Here is a 21886-nt window from a genome sequence, read left to right as displayed (position 1 = left end):
CGAAGCAAGATGACAGAGGACCTCTCCCCGGCCGAGCGATACGCGGCAGCGCGGGCGCGCGCTGCCGAGCAGGCCACCGCTCTCGCGTCCTTCCGCGAGATGTACGAATTCGGTCTCGACCCCTTCCAGATCGAGGCCTGCCAAGCGCTGGAAGCGGGCAAGGGCGTCCTTGTCGCCGCGCCGACCGGCTCCGGCAAGACGATTGTCGGCGAGTTCGCCGTGCACCTCGCGCTCGGGCAGGGCAAGAAGTGCTTCTACACCACGCCCATCAAGGCGCTGTCCAACCAGAAGTACGCGGACCTCGTGAAGCGCTATGGCGCGGACAAGGTCGGTCTGCTCACCGGTGACAACAGTGTCAACTCCGAGGCGCCCGTGGTCGTGATGACCACCGAGGTGCTGAGGAACATGCTGTACGCGGGCTCGCAGTCGCTGCTCGGCCTCGGCTACGTGGTGATGGACGAGGTGCACTACCTCTCCGACCGCTTCCGTGGCGCCGTATGGGAAGAAGTGATCATTCACCTTCCCGAGTCGGTCACGCTGGTCTCGCTTTCGGCCACGGTGTCGAATGCGGAGGAGTTCGGCGACTGGCTGGACACCGTCCGCGGCGACACCCAGGTGATCGTCTCCGAGCACCGGCCCGTGCCCCTGTTCCAGCACGTGCTCGCCGGGCGCCGGATGTACGACCTCTTCGAGGAGGAGTCCTCCGCGAAGAAGCGCGAGGTCAACCCCGATCTTGTACGGATGGCGCGACTGGAGGCCAGCCGGCCCACCTACCGCGACCGGCGGCGCGGCCGGGAGGCCGACCGGGAGCGCGAGCGGCGCCAGCGCTCGCGGATCTGGACGCCCTCGCGGCCCGAGGTGATCGACCGCCTCGACTCCGAGGGCCTGCTGCCCGCGATCACGTTCATCTTCAGCCGCGCCGCCTGCGAAGCGGCCGTACAGCAGTGCCTGTACGCGGGGCTGCGGCTCAACGACGAGGACGCGCGCCTGAAGGTGCGCGAGATCGTCGAGGAGCGCACGGCCGCGATTCCGAACGAAGACCTGCATGTGCTCGGGTACTTCGAGTGGCTGGAAGCGCTCGAGCGGGGCATCGCGGCGCACCACGCGGGCATGCTGCCGACCTTCAAGGAGGTCGTCGAGGAGCTGTTCGTACGCGGCCTGGTGAAGGCCGTGTTCGCCACCGAGACGCTTGCGCTCGGCATCAACATGCCTGCGCGCTCGGTGGTGTTGGAGAAGCTCGTCAAGTGGAACGGTGAGCAGCACGCCGACATCACGCCGGGCGAGTACACGCAGCTCACGGGACGCGCGGGCCGGCGCGGCATCGACGTCGAGGGCCATGCCGTGGTCCTGTGGCAGCGCGGTATGAACCCGGAGGCGCTTGCGGGCCTGGCCGGCACGCGCACGTATCCGCTGCGCTCCAGCTTCAAGCCCTCGTACAACATGGCGGTCAACCTGACCCAGCAGTTCGGGCGGCATCGCTCGCGCGAGCTTCTGGAGACCTCCTTCGCGCAGTTCCAGGCCGACAAGTCGGTGGTCGGGATCTCGCGCCAGGTGCAGCGCAACGAGGAAGGGCTCGAGGGCTACAAGGAGTCCATGACCTGCCACCTCGGCGACTTCGACGAGTACGCGCGGCTGCGGCGCGAACTGAAGGACCGGGAGAACGAGCTGGCGAAGCAGGGCGCGGTCCAGCGCCGTGCCGAGGCGGCCGTCGCCCTGGAGAAGCTCAAGCCGGGCGATGTGATCCATGTGCCCACCGGCAAGTACGCGGGGCTCGCGCTCGTGCTCGACCCGGGGATCCCGGCCGGGCGTTCCAACGGGCACCGGGGGTTCGAGGCGCACGACGGCCCGCGTCCGCTGGTGCTGACGGCCGAGCGGCAGGTCAAGCGACTCGCGGCCATCGACTTCCCGGTGCCGGTCGAGGCGCTCGACCGGATGCGCATCCCCAAGTCGTTCAACCCGCGCTCGCCGCAGTCCCGCCGCGACCTCGCCTCCGCGCTGCGCACGAAGGCCGGGCACATCCGGCCCGAGCGGCACAAGCGCGGACGTGCGGCGGCCGCAGACGACCGCGAGATCACGCGCCTGCGGGCTGCGCTGCGCGCCCACCCTTGCCACGGCTGCGACGAGCGCGAGGACCACGCCCGCTGGGCCGAGCGCTACCACCGGCTGATGCGCGACACCAAGCAGCTGGAGCGGCGCATCGAGGGGCGGACGAACACCATCGCCCGCACCTTCGACCGCATCGTCGCGCTCCTCACCGAGCTCGACTACCTGCGCGGCGACGAGGTCACCGAGCACGGGATGCGGCTCGCGCGCCTCTACGGCGAGCTGGATCTGCTCGCCTCCGAGTGCCTGCGCGAGCGGGTCTGGGAGGGCCTCAGCCCGGCGGAACTGGCCGCGTGCGTCTCGGCGTTGGTCTACGAGGCCCGGCAGAGCGACGACGCGATGGCGCCCAAGCTGCCTTCGGGCAAGGCCAAGGCGGCGCTCGGCGACATGGTGCGGATCTGGGGGCGGCTCGACGCCCTCGAGGAGGACTTCCGCATCAGCCAGACCGAGGGCGTCGGCCAGCGTGAGCCCGACCTGGGCTTCGCCTGGGCCGCGTACATGTGGGCCTCGGACAAGAGCCTGGACGAGGTCCTGCGCGAGGCGGAGATGCCGGCCGGCGACTTCGTGCGCTGGTGCAAGCAGGTCATCGACGTGCTCGGACAGATCGCGGCGGCCGCGCCCAAGGAGAACAGCACCGTGGCGAAGAACGCGCGCAAGGCCGTGGATGCGCTGCTGCGCGGGGTGGTGGCTTACTCGTCCGTCGGGTGAGCGCCCCTCGCTGGGCGGTCCTGCGGTGAACCGAAGTCTGAGGGCTGAGGTTTGCGACCTGGTGAGGCCGGTGGCCCGCTCCCGATAGGGAGCGGGCCACCGGCCCTTTCCACAGGTGGTCGCAGCCTTCGGCCTGGCGTGCGGCATTTGTCATACGAGTCGAGGCGGGTGATCCCGCAGGGTTATCCACAGGGGTGGCGGGGTGATCGAGGCATCCGATTTCATGGCGTGACACGCGGCGCCGTCACGGCGCCACACGCGGCGCGGGGGTCAACTGCGCCATCCGGGAGGGGAGTTCGACCATGACCACGGAGTCCGCTGCGGCCGTCGGCGCGCAGCCGCAGGGCCCCGAGCTGGTGCCCGGACCGCGCGGAGTGCCGCTGCTCGGCAATCTTCCGCAGTTCGGCAAGGATCCCCTCGCGTTCTTCGAGCTCCTGCGGGACCGGGGCACGATGGTGCGCTGGCGCTTCGGCCGCACCTCATGCGTGTTCCTCACCGAGCCCGACCACATAGGCGAGTTGATGCGGGAGATCGAGGGCACCTTCGACCAGCCCGACCTCGGAATCGCCTTCCGCACGGTCCTGGGCAACGGGGTGACCGTCGCGAAGGGCAAGGACTGGCGGCGCAAGCGCTCCCTGGTGCAGCCGTCCGTGCGGCCCAAGCAGGTCAAGTCGTATGCGCGCACGATGGCTTCGTGCGCGATCGACGCGGCACAGGGGTGGTCGGACGGCCAACGGATCGACATCAAGCGGGAGATGGCGGCGCTCACGCGCAGGATCGCGGTGTCCACGATCTTCGGTGTCGACACCGAGTCGGACTCGGAGGCGATCGGCGAGGCGATGGATGTCGCGCTCAAGGAGATCGGCGCGGAGTTCAGCGGGCTCGGCGCGGTGCTGCCGGACTGGGTGCCGACCCCCGGGCGCGCGCGGATCAAGAAGGCCGCGGACGTGATCGACGCCGAGGTCGCCCGGATCGTCGCGGCCCACCGCGATGCGCCCGACGAGCGGCCGGACCTGCTGAGCCGGCTGCTCACGGCGCAGGACGAGACCGGTGCGCGCCTCTCGGAGGTCGAGATCCGGGATGAGGCGGTGACGCTGTACATCGGCGGCCATGAGACCACCAGCTCGACGCTCGTGTGGGCCTGGTACCTCCTGGCCCGCAACCCCGAGGCGCGGGCCGCACTGGGCGAGGAGCTCGACCGCGTCCTCGGCGACCGTGACCCGGGCTTCGACGACTACGCGAACCTGACCTACACACAGAACGTGGTGAAGGAGACGCTGCGGCTCTACCCGACGATCTGGCTGCTCACCGGCCTGGCGAAGGAAGGGGCGTCGATCGGCGGACGGCCCATGCCCAAGGGCACACGGGTGTGGACCAGCCAGTGGGCCACCCAGCGCGACCCGCGCTGGTACAAGGACGCCGACCGGTTCCGCCCCGAGCGCTGGAGCGGTGCGGAGAGCGAGGAGATACCCGAGTACGCCTGGTATCCGTTCGGCGGCGGACCCCGGGTATGTCTGGGCGCGCGTTTCGCGTCCGTGGAGGCGGTGCTGATCCTGGCGGTGATCGCGAGGCGGTTCGACCTCCTGGTGGAGCAGGAGGAGCTGCTGCCGGTGCCCTCCCTGACGCTCCAGCCGGACCGGGATGTCACCGCGGTGGTGCAGGTGCGCACGAGGTGAACTCGCCTCAGCTCTGCGCGCCGTTGCTGCCGCGCAGGTAGTGCAGCACCGCGAGGATCCGCCGGTGCTCGTCCTCGCCCCGCTCCAGCCGGAGCTTGGTGAAGATGGCGGCGACGTGCTTCTCGACGGCCCGCTGGGTGATGTCCATGCGCCGGGCGATGGCGGTGTTGGTCAGCCCCTCGGCCATCAGCTCCAGGGTCTGCAGCTCCCGGGCGGTCAGGGCGCCCAGACCGCTGCGGGAGCCGAGGAGTTGGGACACGACCTGGGGGTCGAGCGCGGTGCCGCCCTCGGCGATGCGATGCAGCGCGGCGACGAACTCGTCCACGTCCAGGACTCGGTCCTTGAGGAGGTAGCCGATGCCGGCGGGGCCGTCGGCGAGCAGGCGGTCCGTGTAGCGGGTCTCGATGTACTGGGAGAACAACAGGACGCCGAGACCGGGATGGCGGCGGCGCAGCTCCACCGCGGCGACCAGGCCCTCGTCGCGATGGGTGGGAGGCATGCGGATGTCGGCGATGACGACATCGGGCCGGTGCTCGTCCACGGCGGCGAGCAGTGCCTCGGCGTCCGCCACGGCCGCGACCACCTCCAGGCCGCGGTCGGCGAGGAGCTGGACGAGTCCTTCACGGATGACGGCGGCGTCCTCGGCGATCACGATGCGCATGGGGCGCCTTCCAGGTCGGCGGTGGTGAGGGGGATGCGGACGGTGGCCAGGGTGGGGCCGCCGGGCGGGCTGTCGATGATCAGTGTGCCGTCGACGGTACGGACGCGTTCCGCCAGGCCGGCCAGGCCCGAGCCCGTGCGGGCGTCGGGGGCGGGACGGGCGCCGCCGCGTCCGTCGTCGCGCACGGTGAGGAGGAGATCAGGGCCGTCCAGCCGGGCCCGCACGTCGATCGTGGTGGCGGCCGCGTGGCGGGTGGCGTTGGTGAGGAGTTCGGCTGCGCAGAAGTAGGCGATGGTCTCGGTCACTTCATCGGGACGGCGGGGGAGGTCGATGTCCAGACGGATGGTGCTGCCGGTGGTGGTGAGATCGGCGGTCAGGGAGGCGAGGGCCGCGTCGAGCCCCTCGTCTAGGGCGGGCGGGTGGATGCCGCGGACCAGGTCGCGCAGTTCCTCGATCGCGGTGCGGGTGCCGGCCAGGGCCTGGCCGACCAGGTCGCGGGCCGTGTCGGGTGCGGTGTCGGTGCGGCGGGCCGGATCGAGGGCGCTGTGCGCGCGGGTCAGGGTCATGGCCACCGCCACGAGCCGGGCCTGTGCGCCGTCGTGCAGGTCTCGTTCGATCCGGCGCAGCGCGGTGGTGGAGTCGCGGACGGCCAGGGCCCGCGTCGCCTCCAAGTCCCGTACACGCCCGGCCAGTCGGCTCGGTCCGAGCAGGCTGCGGGCCAGCCAGCGGGACAGGGCGCACACCTGGCTGCCCGACCAGCCGGCGAGGGCGAGGAGGAGCAGGCCGGCGGCGGTGACGGCGAGGATGCGGGGTGCGGTGTTCAACGGGGCCTCGGAGCCGGGCAGGACGAGGCCGGTGCTGCCGTCGGGCTGGCGGACCTGCCGGTACCAGAAGAAGTAGCCGACCCCTGCGAGCGCGTACAGGCGCAGGAACAGCTGCACTGCGGCGTTGAGGAGGGAGACGGGGACGTCCGCCAGAGCGTGGGCGAGGGCGCGCCAGCTGTCCGGGTCGGCGACCGCGGCTTGGGCGGGGCGGTGTACGGGCCGGTGTTCGGGGGTCCGCGGTGCGCGCTTGGGTGGCGCGGGGACGTTCTCGCCCAACAGGGTGCGGACCAGGTAGCGGTGGACGGCGGCGAGTCTGCCGCCGGCGGCGAGCGCGGCCGCAATGGGGCGCAGGCCTGCGAGCGTCGGCATGAGGAGGGCGGCGACGGCGAGGAGGGGGAGAGTGAGGAGGCCGAGCAGTCCGGGGAGCAAGTTGGCCGCCGCGTACAGGAGTTCGCGCCGGGCGCGCGCCGAGGCCGGCAGGCCGATGAGGTCCAGGGCGCGCACCGCGGGATGCGTCCGGGATGCCGGCGTGGGGCTGGTCGGCGGGGGCGCGGCGGTCATGCGTGGAGGGTCCTTTGTGTGCGGGGTGCGATGTCGGGGAGGCGGTGAAATCTGGTGGTGGTGAGTTGTTGTGGGGGTGAGTCCTTTGGTGGGGTCGGGGTGAGGGGCCGGCGGTGGACGAGTGTGGGGCACAGGCAGTGTGTCGTCCCGGACGTTCGGGGCGGCACATCGGGGGGCTTCGGCGTGCCTCGGGGAGTGGTGTCTTTGCTCGAGAGGGGGTTCAGGTATCTGCGGAGGTGTGTCCGATCCGCCTTCGGCTCAGGGCAGTTGGGCTCGGGCTTCGGATCAGGGCAGTTGGGGCCGGCCTCCGGATCACGGCAGTTGGGGCCGGCCCTCGATGGGGCGCAGGGACAGGGCGAGGGGTGCGGTCGAGGCCAGGGTGACCAAGGTCAGCACCGCTGCCGCCGTGCCGGCCCACGCTGCGGGCGGCAGGGCGCCCAGCGAGCCCGCCGCCGAGCCGAGCGGCAGGCTCACCGCCAGGGCCATCGCGAGCCCGGCCCCGAAGCCGGCCGTCGCCACGATGCAACACTCCGCGAGGACGAGGCGCAGGATCTGGCCGGCCTGGGCGCCGACCGCGCGCAGGAGTGCGATCTCGCGGCGGCGTTCGGCGGTCAGCATGACGAGTGTGTTGGCGGCGACCAGTGCGGCGAACACGCCGTACAGGGCGGTGCCGAACACGTCGATCCACGCGATGCGCGGCTGCGTGGCGAGGTGGGCGAACTTCACCAGGGAGAAGGCGACCATCAGAGCCACGGGAGTGATCGCGGGCGACAGCCGGTGCGAGCGGCCGCGGCTGTTCGTCGCGGCCAGTTCGCCCATGCCTCCGCCCACCAGGCGCAGCGGTCCGGCCAGAAGTGTGGCAGTGCACCGGCCGAGGGCGGGACCGGCCAGGCCCACCGCGACCAGATAGGCGATCAGGATCAGCGGCACCTTCTCGCCGGGGTTGTCGGAGGTCTTGGCGGCGAAGGTCAGGGCGCAGCCGCCCGCGGCAGCGGTGCCCGCGAGGAGCAGGCGTACGACCGGGGCCCGGTCACGCGGCGTGCGTGCCTCGCCGAGCAGCAGCGCCGGGCGAGAACGGGCCGCGCGCCGGGCGGCGAGCAGTCCGCCGAGCTGGGAGGTGACGACCAGGACGCCAGCGGCGACCAGGGGCGGCAGGACTCCGGTGGTCACCTCGGCGCCCGCGGGCGTCATGCCGTGGTCGGCCATGCCCTGCCACCAGATCCCGGCGAGCACGCGCCCGAGCAGCCAGCCCGCGGGCAGCGCCGGCAGGGCGGTGAGCAGCGTCTCGGCCGCCACCATCCGCCGTACTTGCGCGGGCGTGGCGCCCACGGCGCGCAACAGGGCGGTCTCCGGGGTGCGTTGGGCCACCGCGAGGGCCATCACCTGGGCGATGACGAAGACCGAGAGATAGACCGTGACCAGGGTGAAGAGGATGCCCATCTCGGTGAGCAGCGACCGCGCGGGGGAGGGCGGGGCGGCGGAAGCCGACTGGAAGACGGTGACGCTTGCCGTCACCACGGTGGCCGAGAGGGTGAGGGCGGCGAACACTCCGCCGAACACCGCGGGCCGCGCCCGTACGGCGGACCGTGCGAGCCCGGTGGTCATGCCGCCACCTCCGCCGCTGCCGTGGCCGCGCGCGTCGTCCGCATCGAGCGCATCCGGGCCGCGATCTCCGGGGCGTCCCAGCCGTTCGCCTCATCGACGACCAGACCGTCCTGGAGGAACAGCGCCCGGTCCGCCCACGCCGCGGCCGCCGGATCGTGCGTCACCATCAGGACGGTCGCACCCCACTCGCGCACGGCCTGCCGCAGCAGCCCCATGACGTCCTCGGCGGTCGCCGGGTCCAGCGCTCCGCTCGGCTCGTCCGCGCAGACCAGGTCGGGGCGGGTGATCAATGCGCGGGCGATGGCGACGCGTTGCTGCTGCCCTCCCGAGAGTTCACCGGGACGGCTTCGCGCGCGGTCCGCGAGCCCTACCCGCGCGAGCATACGGGCCGCTGCCGTGCGGTCGGGCCGGACGCCGGCCAGGCGCAGCGGCAGCAGGACGTTCTGTTCCGCGGTCAGCGTGGGAAGGAGGTTGAACGACTGGAAGACGAAGCCGACCCGCGACCGGCGCAGCCGGGTGAGCCGCCGCTCGCCCAGGCCCGAGAGGTCCTGGCCGCCGAGCGTGACCCGTCCCGAGGTGGCCCGGTCGAGCCCGGCAGCGCACTGCAGCAGCGTGCTCTTGCCCGAGCCGGAGGGGCCCATGACCGCGGTGAAGCTGCCGTGCGGGAGGCGCACGTCCACACCACGCAGGGCGTGCACCGCGCGACCGCCCCGCCCGTAGCGCCGTGTGACCCCGTCCATGGCGAGAGCCCATGCGCTCGCGCGGTCGAGGGCTGTACCGCTGTCTGCGAGGTGCGTGTCCTCTCGTGGGCCGCCCGGGCCGTTCTGCGACTGCGTCTGCGTCTTCGACTGCGACTGCGTCTCATTGGTCTGCATGCCACCGACGGTACGAATGCGCAGGTCAGCGTCACTATGGAGCAGCCACCCCGATCCTGGTTCGGATTTTCCGAACCAGTCGGCTCCTGGTGGGGAAACACCGGGCCCTCGGCCGCCGCCAGTCCCTCGGCGCCGACGCGGGCTGCGGACTACACCTCGTCCGCGTCCCAGGCGTCATACGCATCCCACGCCTGAAGCGTGCGGCGCGTGTGGAACCGGTGCTCCGTGCCCGTCACCGGATCGGTGAACTCCAGTGTGGTGGCGAGCAGTTGCAGCGGGCGTGCGAAGTCGTCGGCCGCCGCCTGGTCGAGGACCGCGGGGTAGACGGGGTCGCCGAGCAGGGGGAGTCCGAGCGCGTTCATGTGGACCCGCAGCTGATGCGTGCGGCCCGTGCGCGGCAGCAGGCGGTAACGCCCGAGCGCACCCCCGTACGACGGCACCGGCCGGTGGTCGATGAGCTCCACCCTGCTCTCACTGTTGGCCTCGCCGGGCACTTCGTGCGCCGCGATGACCCCGCGTACCTTCTCGATCCGGCTCCGCACGGTGCGCGGCAGCTCCAGTACGGGGTCGTAGGGCGCGATCGCCTCGTACTCCTTGTGCACCCGCTTGTCGGCGAACAGGGACTGGTACCGCCCGCGTTCCTCCGGCCGCACGACGAACAGGACGACCCCGGCGGTCAGGCGGTCGAGCCGGTGGGCCGCGCTGAGCCCGGGCAGCTCCAGCTCGCGCCGCAGACGGGCGAGCGCGGTCTCGGTGATGTGGGAGCCGCGCGGAGTGGTGGCGAGGAAGTGCGGCTTGTCCGCGACGACCAGATGCTCGTCCCGGTACAGCACCTCGATCGGGAACGGCACCGGTGTCTCGGGCGCGAGCTCCCGGTGGAACCAGATGACCTGTCCGCCCACGTACGGGTCGTCATGCTTGACGGGCCCCTCCAGGGTCACGAACTCCCCAGCGGCCAGCATCCCGTCGACCACCTCGGCCCCGGGAGCCAGCCGCTCCACGAGATGGTCCCGCACCGTCCCCCACCGCCCGCCGACGGGCAACGTGAGCCGCACGGCATCCACTCCGGCCCGCTGGGGAAGGGGCGAGCGCGTGGCACGGGAACGACGGGTCATGGTGCGTCCAGGGTACGAGGCGGGGGTGCGGCGCTGGCCAGCCGCGTGGCGTGCTGCGCGCTGCATGCCGCAAGAGTAGGCAGTGACCGACAGGCCGGCTGAGGTCGGGATCCCGCCCGGGATGTGAGCGGCCGGCCGGGACATGAGCGAAGGCGCCCGATGGGGTTCGAACCCGTCGGGCGCCTTCGCGGCCTGTGGTGAGCGGTCCGACGGTCCGCCGCGGTGCCGGCCCACCGCGGTGCCGGTCTGGCGGTGTGCCCGTCTACCGCGGTGCCGGTCCGCCGCGGTGCCCGGTCCGCTGGTTCGGCGGTTTGTCGGTGCGTTTCAGGGACCGGTCGTCAGACGGCCATCGGCCACGCGCGGAACTGCTTGGGGCGCGGTGGTGCGAACGTGCGGACCTTTGAGGTCTTGAGGCCGAGGCGGACCAGAGACTCGGCGATCGTGACGGCCGCGGCCACGCCGTCCACGACCGGGACGCCGGTGCGTTCCACGACCCGTTCGGTCAGGCCGGCCATTCCGCCGCAGCCCAGGCAGATGACCTCGGCGCGGTCCTGCTGCACCGCGCGGACCGCCTCGTCCACGATGGCCTCCACGGCCGCGTCGGGGTCGCGCTCCAGGTCGAGGACGGCCATGCCGCTGGCCCGTACGGAGGCGCAGCGGGCCGAGAGCCCGGCCAGGAGCAGCCGGTCCTCGATGAGCGGTACGGCGCGGTCCAGGGTGGTCACGACCGAGTAGCTGCGGCCGAGGAACTGCGCGGTGGCGGCGGCCGCCTCGGTGATGTCGACGACCGGGACGTCGAGGATCTCCTGCAGACCCTCGCGGCCGTGCTCGCCGTAGCCGGCCTGGATCACCGCGTCGTACGGCTCTGGGTAGGCCCGTACGGTCTCCATCACGGCGATCGCCGCGAGGTGGCTCTCGTAATTGCCCTCGACCGAGTCCGCACCGAACGCCGGGGTCAGCGCCACGATCTCGGTGCCGGGTGCGGCGGCGGCCATCGCCTGTTCACCGATGGTTTTCGTCATCGAATCCGTGGTGTTGACGTTGACGACGAGGATGCGCATAGGGGTGTTCCTGTTTCGCTCGGTGTTCGAGAGGGGCGTGGGGCGGCCGGGTGTGCGGGTGCGGTGCCCGGCCGCCCCAGTGAGGGGGGTCCGGCGCCGGGTACGGCGACGAGAGTCCGTCAGGCGCTGGGTACGGCGATGGACTCGCCGTCGATGTCCTCGAGCGGGGCCGTACCGCGTCCGGGCAGGAGGAGGTAGAGGGCGGCGGCGAGGAGGGCGCCGATGAACCAGGAGAAGCCGGCGATGCCGGAGAAGGCCGGGACGAGGGCGATGACCACGGCCACGGCCGCGGCGGGCACCAGGGCGGCCACGGCACGCGGGTTGACGCCGCGGCGGTAGGCGTACGTGGCCTCGGGGTCCTCGCTGTACAGGTGCGGGACGTTGACGCGGGTGCGGCGCAGGATCCAGTAGTCGGCCATCACGATGCCGAAGGCCGGGCCGAGGAGCGCGCCGAGTCCGCCGAGGAAGTAGTCCACGACGACCGGGCTGTTGTAGAGGTTCCAGGGCAGGATGACCAGGCCGAGCAGGGCGCTCACGACGGCCGCCTTGCGGAAGTCGAGCTTGCGCGGGAAGAGGTTGACCAGCGTGTAGACCGGGGCCACGAAGTTGGCCATCAGGTTGACCGCGATGGTCAGGACGATCAGGGACAGCGAGGCGAGCGCGAGCAGCGGGGTGTTGGGGATTGCCTGCACGATGTCGGCCGGGTTGGAGATGACCTGGCCGTCCAGCTTGAACTGGGCGCCGCTGAGCACGACGACGATGCCGGCGAAGAAGAGCATGTTGACCGGGATGCCGACGAGGTTGCCGACGATGATCGACCGGTTGCTCTTCGCGGACCGCGTGAAGTCGCAGAAGTTGAGCACGAAGGTGCCGTAGATGACGACCCACAGCGCCGCCGCCTCGAGGATGTGCAGCCACCGGTCCACGCCGGTGAACGGGCTGCCGGCGTCCATCGCGATCGACCAGTCGGCGCGGGTGAGCATCCAGATGGCGAGCGCCACGAAGGTGATGAGCACGGCGGGGGCCGCGACCTCCACGTACTTGCGGATCACGTCCATGCCGTAGCTGACGATCAGCACCTGGACCACCCACAGAACCAGGAACGAGGCCCAGCCGAGCAGATCGAGGCCGAGCACCGTGGTGTCCTGCCAGGACGCGAGGCCCGGGGCCAGCGACACCGCGAGGGCCGAGAGCACGGCCGAGGCGAGGTAGGTCTGGATGCCGAACCAGGCGATGGCGACACCGCCGCGGATCACCGCGGGGATCTGGGCGCCCCGGATGCCGAAGGCGATACGGCTCATCACCGGGAAGGGGACACCGGTCTTCGAGCCCATGTAGCCGGAGAGGCTGAGCAGCGCGAACAGGAAGACGGAGGCGAGCACGAAGGCGCCCAGGATGTCCCACACGCCCATGCCGAGCGCGAACAGGCCGATCGCGAAGGCGTAGTTGCCCAGGCTGTGCACGTCGTTGGCCCACAGCGTGAACACGCTGTAGCCGCCCCAGCTGCGTCCCGCCTTCTGCGTCGGCGCGAGGTCGGGGCTGTAGAGCCGGGGACTCGGGTCAGCCGACACGGCACTGGCTCCGGGACGGGCTTCCTTGCCCGTGCGCACCGGGGTTTGCGCTGTGGTCACACCGGCCACCTTTCGTGATTTCGGTATACGAAATCTGTTTTCCAGGGAGGGGTGAACGGGACGCTACGGCCGCGTACGACGCTGGTCAAGGGGTCTTGTCGAAGTTTGGTATTCCAAATAATCTGGGCGTCGAGCGCTGGCCGGGCGCCGCTTTTGCGCGCCTTCGGGGCATACGTTCGCGCGCCCTCAGCGCATACGGACGCGCGCCTTCAGGGCGTACGAAGGCGCGCCCTCAGGGCAGACGAAAGCACCCCACCGGCCGGAGCCGATGGGGTGCTGAAGTCGTGCCCGCGAAGAGGGTCAGGCGGCCGGTGCGGCTGCCTCCTGCTCCGCCTCCACCTGGGCGTTCCACTCGCGCTTGGAGGCCTGCCAGCCGTCCTCGTTGTGCCCCAGGCGCCAGTAGCCGGAGATCGACAGCTGCTCGCGCGCCACGCCGCGCTCCATGCGCAGATGGCGGCGGAGCTCCTTGACGAAGCCGGCCTCGCCGTGGACGAACGCGTGCAGCTCGCCCGCCGGGAAGTCGAGAGCACGCACGGCCTCGATCAGGGCCTCGCCCACCGGGCGCCCGGCGCGGTGGAGATACGTGATGCCGGCGCCGTCGGGGGAGGAGACCTTCTGCTCCTCGGTGGCGTCCTCGACCTCGACGTACGCGAACACCCGGGCGCCTTCCGGCAGTTGCTCCAGGGAGGCGGCGATCGCGGGCAGCGCGCTCTCGTCGCCCACGAGCAGGTGCCAGTCGGCGGCCGGCGAAGGGGCGTACGCGCCGCCCGGGCCCAGGAGGCGGATCGTGTCGCCCGGGCCAGCGTCGCGGGCCCACGGTCCGGCGAGCCCTTCATCGCCGTGGATCACGAAGTCGACGGTGAGCTCGCGCAGTTCGGGATTCCAGGCGCGCACGGTGTACGTGCGCGTCACCGGCCACTGCTCGCGCGGCAGTTCGGCGCGGATCGCCTGGACGTCGAAGGGCTCGGGGTACTCCACGCCTTCGGGAGCGAAGAGCAGCTTGACGTAGTGGTCGGTGAACTCGCCGGCCGTGAACGCGGCGAGCCCCGCGCCGCCCAGCACCACGCGCTGCATGTGCGGGGTGAGCTGCTCGCTGCGGATGACCTCCGCGAGATGGGCCTGCGGTGCCTTGCGCGCCGGACGTTCCGCCACGGCAGCCTCCCCTGATCGGCGTACTTAGGTCTGCCTAAGTTAACACCCGTGGCCGGAGAAACGCAGAGGGATGCCGGGAGGCTTCACGGAACGCGTGCCGAGAGAGCCGAACGTATGCGAAGAGGGCTGCACCATTGTGAAGGGAGCCGCGCCCATGCGAAGAGGGCCGCACCCATGCGGGAAGACCGCGGCACCCATGCGAAGAGGGCCCCACGCGAGGCGAGGCCCTCCCCAGGAGTGCATAGTTGCGGGCCGTCAGCCCGCGAGCGTCGTCACCAGACGCTTCAGCGGAGTGCCGATGCCCCACCGCTCCGCCAGCTCGTCCAGGGATGCCGGGTCGCGCGGCTCGCTCGGCAGGGTCAGGTCGACCTCGGGGACCGGCACGTCCGCAGCCACCCGGACCACCTTCGGCGCCACCGCCACGTACGGCCGCGACTCGTCCAGCTTCTTGCGCTGGGACGGGGTGAGCTTGGACTTCGGGTCGTCCACGGCGGCCATGATGCCCGCCAAGTCCCCGTACTGCGCGAGCAGTTTGGCCGCGGTCTTCTCGCCCACGCCGGGGACGCCCGGCAGGCCGTCGCTCGGGTCGCCGCGCAGTACGGCCAGGTCGACATACGCGGGACCGCCGCCCTCGATCGCGTACTTCTCGCGCAGCCAGGCCTCGTCCGTGACCTGGAGCTGGCCCACGCCCTTGATCGGGTACAGGACGCGGATGCCGCGCTTGTCGTCCACCAGCTGGTAGAGGTCGCGGTCGCCCGTGACGATGTCGACCGGCCCGGCGGCCCGCGCGGTGAGCGTGCCGATGACGTCGTCCGCCTCGTAACCCGGCGCCCCGATCCGCGCGATGCCCAGCGCCTCCAGGACGTCGACGATCACCGAGACCTGCGGCGAGAGGGTGTCGGGGATCTCCTCCTCGTCCGGCCCGGTCTCCGTCTCCTCGGCCACGCGGTGCGCCTTGTACGAGGGAATCAGGTCCACCCGCCACTGCGGGCGCCAGTCGTCGTCCCAGCACGCGACCAGTTCGTCCGGGCGGTGGTCCTTGACCAGGCGGTCGATGAAGTCGATCAGCCCGCGCACGGCGTTGACCGGCGTGCCGTCCGGGGCCTTCATCGACTCCGGCACGCCGAAGTAGGCGCGGAAGTAGAGGGAGGCGGTGTCGAGAAGCATGAGCCGTCGGGTTTGCGTCACATCCCGCATCATGCCGCACCGCGCCGACATCGGGCCGCGCGTGGGTGACCGGGTGCCGCGCGGGGCCACGCGCCGCGGTTCCGTTCCGCAGATGAACAAAATGTGAACCGGATCACTTTCCGTTTGTTCGTGCATACGCAGGGCAGGCGCGCAGCCGGAGCAGACCCGTGCCGGATACAACCATTTCCCGGCCGGGCAGCGGGCGGACCCCGCGCAGCTCCACGGCCCGCCGGCGGGGGAGGCGGGCCGTCTTACGTACGACCCGAGAGGTTTTATGTCCAGGCTCCAGGCGGAGCACCTGTACAAGGTGTTCGGCAGAAGGCCCGATGACGCGGTGCGCAAGCTCGAAGCCGGCGCCGACCGCGACGAACTGCGTGCCGAAGGCACCACGGCAGCGGTGATCGACGCCTCGTTCACCGTGGAGCCGGGGCAGATCTTCGTCGTGATGGGCCTGTCCGGCTCCGGAAAGTCCACGCTCCTGCGCATGCTCAACGGACTCCTGGAGCCCACGGCGGGGCGCGTCCTGTTCGACGGGGACGACATCACGCACCTCAGCCCGAAGAAGCTGCGCGAGGTCCGCTCCAAGAAGATCAGCATGGTGTTCCAGCACTTCGCCCTCTTCCCGCACCGCAGCGTCGTCGAGAACGCCGCGTACGGACTCGAGGTGCAGGGCGTCGCCAAGGAGGAGCGTCTCAAGCGCGCCACCGAGGCGCTCGAACTGTGCGGCCTCAAGGGCTGGGAGAAGTCCTGGCCGGACGAGCTCTCCGGCGGCATGCAGCAGCGCGTGGGCCTGGCCCGCGCGCTCGCCACCGACGCCGACCTGCTGCTCATGGACGAGTCGTTCAGCGCCCTCGACCCGCTGATCCGCCGCGACATGCAGGACCAGCTGCTCGAACTGCAGAAGACCCTGAAGAAGACCATCGTCTTCATCACCCACGACCTCAACGAGGCCATGCGCCTGGGCGACCAGATCGCCGTCATGCGCGACGGCCGCATCGTCCAGACCGGCACCGGCGAGGACATCCTGATCCGTCCGGCCAACGACTACGTGCGCCGGTTCGTCGAGGACGTGGACCGCAGCCGGGTGCTCACCGCCGGTTCGATCATGGAGAAGGTGGCCGCGGACGCCGCGTTCGACGAGGAGGACGCCTCCTCCGTCAGCACCGAGACCCCGGTCGCCGAACTCTTCGCCGCGCTCGCCGAGGGCACCACCGAGATCCCCGTCACCGACGACGACGGTGACCTCGTCGGGGTCGTGGCCCGCGAGAAGGTGCTCTCCGCGCTCGCCGACGAGGCGCAGATCGAGGCCCAGCTGGAGGCCGGGATCGAGGCCGCCGCCGTCCTCGGAGGGATGAAGGACACCGTGCCTGCCCCGCGTACGACCGAGAAGGCGGTGAAGTCCGATGCCTAGGTTCGAATTCGGCTCGTGGGTCGAGGACACGGTCAACTGGCTCCAGTCCCACCTCGCCGGGCTCTTCGGCTTCGTCAACAGCGTGCTGGACGGCATGTACCAGGGCGTGGACTCCGTGCTCAGCGGCGGCGAACCGCTGCTCGTGGCCGGCATCTTCGCCGTCATCGCCTGCTGGCTGCGCGGTCTGCTGCCCGGCGTCCTCGCCTTCGTCGGCTTCGCCCTGATCGACTCGCTCGGTCTGTGGGACGACGCCATGGCGACGCTGTCCCTGGTGATCGTCGCCGCGGTGATCACGGTCGTCCTGGCCGTGCCGCTCGGCATCTGGGCCGCCAAGAACAAGCGGGTCAGCGGCGCGGTGCGCCCGGTGCTCGACGTCATGCAGACCATGCCGGCGTTCGTGTACCTGATCCCCGGCGTGATGTTCTTCGGCGTCGGCGTCACACCCGGCGTCATCGCCACCATCGTCTTCGCGATGCCGCCCGGCGTCCGTATGACCGAACTGGGCATCCGCCAGGTCGACGGCGAACTGGTCGAGGCCGCCGAGGCCTTCGGCACCAGCCCCAAGCACACCCTGACCCGGGTGCAGCTGCCGCTCGCGCTGCCCACGATCATGGCCGGTATCAACCAGGTCATCATGCTGGCCCTGTCGATGGTCGTCATCGGCGGCATGGCGGGCGCCGGCGGCCTCGGCGAGAAGGTGTACGCCGCGATCACCCAGCTCCAGGTCGGCCTCGCCGCCGAGTCCGGTGTCGCCGTGGTCATCCTGGCCATGTACCTGGACCGCATGACCGGCGCCCTCAACCAGCGCGTCTCGCCGCTCGGCCGCCGCGCCGCCGCGAAGGCCGCCGCTGCCGCGGGCCGCCTCAAGTTCGTGCACTACAAGCCCGGCACCGCCGTCGCCACCGTCGGTGTGGTCGTGCTCGCCCTGGTCGCGGGCGGCATGAACTTCGCCGGCTCGAAGGACGACTCCGGCCCGCAGACCGCCGCCGCCGACATCGGCAAGGGCAAGAAGATCAACATGGGCTACATCCCGTGGGACGAGGGCATCGCGTCCACGTACCTCTGGAAGGAGCTCCTGGAGCAGCGCGGTTACGAGACCGACGTCAAGCAGCTCGACCCCGGCCCGCTCTACTCCGGCGTCGCCCGCGGCGACATCGACTTCCAGACCGACGCGTGGCTCCCCACCACGCACAAGGACTACTGGGACAAGAACGCGGACAACCTCGAGGACCTCGGCTCCTGGTACGGCCCGACCTCGCTGGAGCTGACCGTCCCGTCGTACATGAAGGACTTCAAGTCCCTGGACGACCTCAAGGGCCAGGGCAAGAAGTTCAAGGGCAAGATCATCGGCATCGAGGCCAGCGCCGGGATGATGAAGACCCTCAAGGAGAAGGTGCTCAAGGAGTACGGCCTGGAGGGCGAGTTCGAGGTGGTCTCCTCCTCGACCTCCTCGATGCTGGCCCAGCTGGAGCGCTCCATCCAGAAGAAGGAGCCGGTCGTGGTGACCCTGTGGTCGCCGCACTGGGCGTACGGGAAGTTCGACCTGACCAAGCTCGAGGACCCGAAGGGCGCCTGGGGCAAGGGCGAGCAGATCCACACCGTCGCGCACAAGGGCTTCTCGCAGAAGGACCCGACGGTCGCCAAGTGGCTGAAGGACTTCAAGCTCACCGAGGACCAGCTCACCAGCCTGGAGAACGACATCAAGGCGGCCGGTGAGAAGAACGAGCAGCAGGGTGTGCAGACCTGGCTCAAGAAGAACCCGGGCCTGGTCGACAAGCTCGCCCCGGTCCCCGGCGGCGGCGCGAAGAAGCAGGGCCGCGACGCCGGCAAGACCGTGAACATGGGCTACTTCCCGTGGGACGAGGCCATCGCCTCCACGTACCTCTGGCAGAACATCCTGGAGGACCGCGGCTACAAGGTCTCCAACAAGCAGCTCGACCCCGGTCCGCTCTACACCGCGCTCGCGCAGGGGCAGATGGACGTCCAGTTCGACTCGTGGCTGCCCACGACGCACAAGGACTACGTCGACCGCTACAAGGACAGGCTGACCGACGTCGGCTCCTGGTACGGCCCGACCTCCCTGGAGCTGACCGTGCCCTCGTATGTGAAGGGCATCGACTCCCTGGAGGACCTCAAGGGCCAGGGCAAGAAGTTCAAGGGCAAGATCATCGGCATCGAGGCCAGCGCCGGGATGATGAAGACCCTGAACGAGAAGGTGCTCAAGGAGTACGGCCTGGAGGGCGAGTACAAGGTCGTCTCCTCCTCGACCTCCTCGATGCTCGCCGAGCTCGACCGCTCCATCAAGAAGAAGGAGCCGGTCGTGGTGACGCTCTGGTCCCCGCACTGGGCGTACGGCAAGTACGACCTGAAGAAGCTCGAGGACCCGAAGAAGGCCTGGGGCGAGGGCGAGCAGATCCACATCATGGGCAAGAAGGACTTCGCCGCGGACTTCCCGGAGCTCAACGGGTGGCTGAAGGACTTCAAGATGACCGAGGAGCAGCTCGCCTCCCTGGAGGTCGAGATCCAGAAGGGCGACCCGAAGAACCAGAAGGCGTCCGCCCGCCGCTGGCTCGACGCGCATCCGGAGCTGCTGGACCAGTTCGCGCCGGTGAAGTGAGCGGTGCGGTGCTCCGTGCCGGTGCGATGAGGTGATCCGGCACCGGGCGCGCTGATCGTCCGCCGCCCGAAGGGTGGGGTTCTCCACGGTCTGTGGTGAACCCCACCCTTCTGTGCGTTCCGCTCGGCCTTACCCGTTCCTTACGCTCGGTCAGCGTGTCCCCGTCCCGCCGTGCCCTCCCGCTGAGCGCCGCCGCCGTCCTGGCCCTCGCCCTGATCGTGGCCCTGCTCCAGGTCGGCCGCGCCGACGCCGCCCCCGTCTCGGCCGCCGCGGGACGCCTCGCGGAGCTGGCCGGGGACGCGCGTGAGGCCGACGGGTACGCGTACGCCCTGAGGGACGACACCGGCCGCACCATGGACGCCGCCGAGATACGGCAGGCCGAGGACGGCACATATCTCGCCGTGTACCACTCGGTCCTGGGCGACGACCGCTTCCACGCGGCCGTCGCCACCTCCACCGACCTGAGGACCTGGACCCGCCGGCACGACTTCGGCCCCGGCACCCATCAGGCCACGCTCGCCAAGGACCCGTCCGGCGGCTGGGTCCTCGCCTTCGAGCGCGATCCCCGCAACCACATAGCGGTCCGCGGATACGCGAGCCTCGACGCCCTCCTGACCGGGAACGCCGACCGCTCCTTCGACGCACCGCGCACGCTCTCGCGCTGCGCCGAAGGCACCCCGGCCATCACCGCGATCCGCGGCACCACGATCGAGCTGACCGGCCACTACCGGTCCGGCTGTGACGTGGACCGCCAACTGCGCGCCACCCTCAAGGACTTCACCACCTGGCACGCCGAGCCCGACCTCGCCCTCGACACCGCGCTGCGCTCCTGGGGCAGCGGCGGCAACATCGGCGACCGCTCGCCGGTCATGCTCGACGGCCGCGATCTGGTCGTCATCGAAGGGCAGCGGCTGCGGGACGACTTCGCCAGCTGGCGCACGTATGTCTACGATCCGGCGCGCCGCCGGGCCGACCTCCTGACCGTGCGCACCCACGGCGGCAGCACCGCCGTGGCCAACCCGTCGGTCTCCCTGCTCACCGCACCCGACGGCGCACCGTCGCTCCTGGTGAGCGCGTTCATCCCGCAGGAAGGCGCGGCGGACGGCGAGGCGGGGCAGCTGCTGTTCTGGCGCTCGCTGTCGGACTGAGCCCTGTGCGGGGCCGGGCGCGCTCGCTGTAGGGCTGAGCCCTCCGTGCGGATCCGGCGCGCCCGCTCTCGGAAGGAGCCCTCCGTGCGGACCCGGCGGGTGGCCGGTTCCCGTACGGGCGCGGGCAGCTCCTCGTACGAGCAGACCAGTTGACAGGGCACCGGCGGCTGCCCTTGCGTAGGGTGCTGGGAACAGCGATCTGACCGCAGCGCAGTGAGGGGGGCCGGCATGGACGACAAGTACTCCGGGCGGGTCGGCTCGGCCATCCGGCGACGCCGCAGGACACTCGGCCTCACCCTTGCCGCGGTCTCCGCGCGCAGCGGCCTGTCCGTCCCCTTCCTCAGCCAGATCGAGAACGAGCGGGCCCGCCCCAGCAGCCACTCACTCGAACGGGTCGCCGACGCCCTCGGCACCACGGCCGTCGAACTCCTGTCGGCCGCCGACGCCGAGCGGATCGTCGAGGTGGTGCGCGGCGCGCCCGCCGAGGAGGACACCACGGTGCGCGCCCTGGTGCACGGCAAGCACCAGCTGCACGCACTCGAGTTCGTGGGCGACCACGACTCGGGGCGCGAATTCCGCCATCGCAACGACGAGTTGATGTACGTGGCCGAAGGCGCCGTCGAGGTCGAGGCCGACGGCCGCGCCTACCGGCTCGCGCGCGGCGACACGATGTTCCTGTCCGGGGGAGTCCCGCACCGCTGGCGCGCGGCCGTGCCCGACACCCGCGTCCTGATCGTGGCGGTGGCCGAGCACATCAAGGCCGAGCACGAGTGAGCCGCGGGGCACGCGCTCCGCGGCGCCGGAGCGCGGCGTGAAGCGCAGGGTCGTCTCGCTCGTCCCCTCCCTCACCGAAGCGGTCGCCTCCGTGGCGCCCGAGCTCCTGGTCGGGGCGACGGACTGGTGCACGCACCCGGCCGGCCTCGACGTCGTACGGATCAAGGGCACCAAGAACCCGGACGTGCCCCGGATCGTCGCGCTCGCCCCCGACCTCGTGATCGCCAACGAGGAGGAGAACCGGCCCGCGGACCTCGACGCGCTCCGCGCCGCCGGCCTCGACGTGCTCGTCACCCACATCCGCACGCTCCCGCAGGCGCTCGCCGAGCTCGACCGGCTGCTCACCGGCGTGCTCGGACTGCCGCGCCCGTCCTGGCTCGACGAGGCCGCCGAGGCCTGGGCCGCGCCACCGGCCCTCGCGCCGTGCCGGGCGATCGTTCCGATTTGGCGCCGCCCCTGGATGGTGCTCGGCGCGGACACCTTCGCCGGCGATCTGCTCGCGCGGCTCGGCGTACGGAACGTGTACGCCGACCATGCCGAGCGCTATCCGCGGATCGTCCTCGACGCGCGGCGGGCGGCCGACCTCGTCGTCCTGCCCGACGAGCCGTACCGCTTCACCGCCGAGGACGGGCCCGAGGCCTTCCCCGGCCTGCCCGCCGCGCTCGTCGACGGGCGCGCGCTCACCTGGTACGGCCCGTCGCTCGTGGCCGCCCCCGCCCGGCTCGGCTCGGCGCTGCGGGCAGCTGTCCGCTGACGGTGGCCCCACCCGCACGTGT

16 protein-coding genes are annotated in these 21886 nt (G+C 71.1%); 7 read left to right on the top strand and 9 right to left on the bottom strand.

The features are described from left to right. Positions 1-9: 9 nt before the first annotated feature. Both BLT97_RS11010 and BLT97_RS11005 read left to right on the top strand, forming a co-directional pair. Positions 10-2811, top strand: coding sequence for a DEAD/DEAH box helicase (locus BLT97_RS11010; RefSeq protein ID WP_093608656.1), 2802 nt, complete (start codon positions 10-12; stop codon positions 2809-2811). A 302-nt stretch (positions 2812-3113) separates the two neighbouring features. Then, on the top strand, positions 3114-4487 hold the full coding sequence (locus BLT97_RS11005; protein WP_093608654.1) for a cytochrome P450: 1374 nt from the start codon (positions 3114-3116) through the stop codon (positions 4485-4487). Between the two features lie 7 nt (positions 4488-4494). Here BLT97_RS11005 and BLT97_RS11000 read toward each other — a convergent pair whose 3' ends face one another. The 9 genes from BLT97_RS11000 to BLT97_RS10960 all read right to left on the bottom strand — a co-directional run bounded on the left by BLT97_RS11000 (position 4495) and on the right by BLT97_RS10960 (position 15190). Beyond that, on the bottom strand, positions 4495-5148 hold the full coding sequence (locus BLT97_RS11000) for a response regulator transcription factor (RefSeq protein WP_093608652.1): 654 nt from the start codon (positions 5146-5148) through the stop codon (positions 4495-4497). After that, a complete protein-coding gene (locus BLT97_RS10995; protein WP_093608650.1) occupies positions 5136-6533 on the bottom strand; it encodes a sensor histidine kinase in 1398 nt (465 codons plus the stop codon). The genes BLT97_RS11000 and BLT97_RS10995 overlap by 13 nt, the downstream gene beginning before the upstream one ends. A 312-nt stretch (positions 6534-6845) precedes the next feature. After that, positions 6846-8138, bottom strand: a complete 1293-nt coding sequence (locus tag BLT97_RS10990; protein WP_093608648.1) for an FtsX-like permease family protein — start codon at positions 8136-8138, stop codon at positions 6846-6848. Beyond that, positions 8135-9013, bottom strand: coding sequence for an ABC transporter ATP-binding protein (locus BLT97_RS10985; protein WP_093608646.1), 879 nt, complete (start codon positions 9011-9013; stop codon positions 8135-8137). The genes BLT97_RS10990 and BLT97_RS10985 overlap by 4 nt, the downstream gene beginning before the upstream one ends. A 149-nt stretch (positions 9014-9162) precedes the next feature. Beyond that, positions 9163-10128: a pseudouridine synthase gene (locus BLT97_RS10980; protein WP_093608644.1), complete on the bottom strand. Its 966-nt coding sequence runs from the start codon at positions 10126-10128 to the stop codon at positions 9163-9165. A 338-nt stretch (positions 10129-10466) separates the two neighbouring features. Further along, entirely contained in the window at positions 10467-11189 is a 723-nt protein-coding gene (locus tag BLT97_RS10975; RefSeq protein ID WP_093608642.1) for an aspartate/glutamate racemase family protein, read from the bottom strand. A gap of 119 nt (positions 11190-11308) precedes the next feature. Continuing rightward, the gene (locus tag BLT97_RS10970; protein ID WP_245769271.1) at positions 11309-12760 is read right to left on the bottom strand and encodes an NCS1 family nucleobase:cation symporter-1; all 1452 of its coding nucleotides are present in this window, start codon (positions 12758-12760) and stop codon (positions 11309-11311) included. Between the two features lie 360 nt (positions 12761-13120). Further along, entirely contained in the window at positions 13121-13972 is an 852-nt protein-coding gene (locus BLT97_RS10965; RefSeq protein ID WP_093608638.1) for a siderophore-interacting protein, read from the bottom strand. 255 nt (positions 13973-14227) lie between these two features. Next, on the bottom strand, positions 14228-15190 hold the full coding sequence (locus BLT97_RS10960) for a 5'-3' exonuclease (protein WP_093609044.1): 963 nt from the start codon (positions 15188-15190) through the stop codon (positions 14228-14230). A gap of 244 nt (positions 15191-15434) precedes the next feature. Between BLT97_RS10960 and BLT97_RS10955 the strand changes: the two genes are divergently transcribed. The 5 genes from BLT97_RS10955 to BLT97_RS10935 all read left to right on the top strand — a co-directional run bounded on the left by BLT97_RS10955 (position 15435) and on the right by BLT97_RS10935 (position 21864). Beyond that, positions 15435-16571 (top strand): quaternary amine ABC transporter ATP-binding protein, encoded by a 1137-nt coding sequence (locus tag BLT97_RS10955; RefSeq protein ID WP_093608636.1) that lies wholly within the window; start codon positions 15435-15437, stop codon positions 16569-16571. Further along, positions 16564-19188, top strand: coding sequence for an ABC transporter permease/substrate binding protein (locus BLT97_RS10950; RefSeq protein WP_093608634.1), 2625 nt, complete (start codon positions 16564-16566; stop codon positions 19186-19188). The genes BLT97_RS10955 and BLT97_RS10950 overlap by 8 nt, the downstream gene beginning before the upstream one ends. 155 nt (positions 19189-19343) lie before the next feature. Further along, complete coding sequence (locus BLT97_RS10945) at positions 19344-20336, top strand: hypothetical protein (protein ID WP_093608632.1); 993 nt, start codon at positions 19344-19346, stop codon at positions 20334-20336. A 228-nt stretch (positions 20337-20564) separates the two neighbouring features. Further along, a complete protein-coding gene (locus BLT97_RS10940) occupies positions 20565-21110 on the top strand; it encodes a helix-turn-helix domain-containing protein (protein WP_093608630.1) in 546 nt (181 codons plus the stop codon). A gap of 37 nt (positions 21111-21147) precedes the next feature. Continuing rightward, the gene (locus BLT97_RS10935) at positions 21148-21864 is read left to right on the top strand and encodes a helical backbone metal receptor (protein WP_093608628.1); all 717 of its coding nucleotides are present in this window, start codon (positions 21148-21150) and stop codon (positions 21862-21864) included. Positions 21865-21886: the final 22 nt, after the last annotated feature.

It is taken from the genome of Streptomyces indicus (assembly GCF_900100315.1).
Taxonomy (GTDB): domain Bacteria; phylum Actinomycetota; class Actinomycetes; order Streptomycetales; family Streptomycetaceae; genus Streptomyces; species Streptomyces indicus.
Note: the sequence above shows the minus strand (reverse complement) of the source record. Positions and strands in the feature narration are given on the sequence as shown.